This is a genomic window from Mycetohabitans sp. B2, assembly GCF_021733735.1.
In the GTDB taxonomy this organism is placed as follows: Bacteria; Pseudomonadota; Gammaproteobacteria; order Burkholderiales; family Burkholderiaceae; genus Mycetohabitans; species Mycetohabitans rhizoxinica.
The window spans coordinates 1-1,647 of record NZ_JAHKSP010000140.1 but is presented as its reverse complement, the minus strand read 5'-3'; the positions used below and the strand labels follow the sequence as shown (position 1 = coordinate 1,647).

General features: G+C 56.6%; 1 protein-coding gene. It reads right to left on the bottom strand.

The genetic code is table 11. The features are described from left to right. Positions 1–1,647 (bottom strand): non-ribosomal peptide synthetase (locus KPG66_RS17115; protein ID WP_237071641.1); only part of this gene is annotated, 1,647 nt, incomplete at both ends.

Genomic DNA, 1,647 nt, shown 5'->3' with positions numbered 1-1,647 from the left:
GGATCTTCACTTGCTCATCGTTGCGCCCCACAAACTCCAGATGGCCGTCCAGTAAATACCGCGCCAAATCCCCGGTCTTATACATTCGCGCATCGGGCTCGTCCACGAACGGATCGCGCACAAAACGCTCGGCGGTCAACTCCGGTCGGTTCCAATATCCGCGTGCCACCCCCGCGCCACCAATATATAACTCACCGACCGCGCCTAATGGCACTGGCTGGCCATGCGTATCAAGCAGATAAACGCGCGTGTTTACAATGGGTCGCCCAATTGGAATAGTGTTTTCTGCGCACGCTGCGGGGCACGTCCAAAACGTTGTACCAAGGGCATTTTCAGTGGGGCCATACAAATTGTGAACTTGCGCGTCAGGCAGCAGCGTTTGACACCGCTGGGCAGTCGCACCGGGCAGCGCTTCACCACTGCAAATCAAATGCTTCACCGATGTGCAGCGCTGAACACCTTCCGTATCCAAAAAAATGCTGAGCATGGATGGTACAAAGTAAACCGTCGTGATGCGCTGCCGGGCAATGAGATCCATCAAGGCAACCGGCTCTTTATGAACGTCGGCGTCTGCTACCACAAGGGTCGCGCCATTGAGCAACGTCCCAAAGAGTTCCCAGATTGAGATATCAAAGTTAAAGGGTGTTTTTTGGAGAACGCGATCGGCAGGCGTCAGACTATAACCGCGTTGCCGCTCAATCAGCGCCTGATCTTCATTTAGCGTACCGTTAGACTGTGTCACCTCGAATAAGCGTGTAATTTGCACATGTTCGATCATCACGCCCTTCGGCTTGCCGGTGGAGCCAGACGTGTAGATGACATAGGCAAGATGGCGAGGAGTCAGCTCGGCTACCCGTGGATTGGGTACAGCTTGATCGAGCAGTACCTCAGGCTCAAGTACGGTTCGGCACGCAAGCGCCGCTTCCCCCAACGTGGCCCTGCCCGTTGCATCAGCTAGGACGATCGTTGGTGCTGCATCATTCAGAATATGTGCAAGGCGCTCGGACGGATACGCAGGATCAAGTGGCACACAAGCGCCGCCAGCCTTCACGATCGCCAATAGCCCCACGACCATTGCCGGCGAGCGCTCGACGCAGATTGCCACTCGTGCATCCGGCTCAACACCCAATTCAATGAGCCGATGTGCAAGGCGATTGGCCCGTGCATTGAGCTGCGCATAGCTTAGTGTCTGCTCTTCATACACCAGCGCAGTAGCATCGGGACTGCGCTCGACCTGCGCCTCGAACAGCTGATGAAGGCACGGGTGCGCTGGATAGGGGGCTGTTGTCGTGTTCCATGTCTGCAGCAACAACTGACGCTCGGCCGGTGACAGCAACTCAAGCGTTGCGACCGGCTGCTGGGGATGAGCCGCCATCGCCTGCAACATCGTCGTCAGATACCCAACGTGCCGCTCAATCGTCGCGGGGTCAAACAACGCGCTCGCATAGCACAATGCCCCAATAATCTCCTCGCCTGCTTCATACAGGTGCATTTCCAAGTCAAACCGGACCCTGTCGTAATCGAGCTCGGCAGGCGTGACATCCAGTCCGGGTAAGCGCCACTGCCCTGTCTCATTACTCTGCCACGCCAACATCACTTGAAACAGCGGCGTATGATTCAATCGACGCGGCGGCTGCACGATCTCCA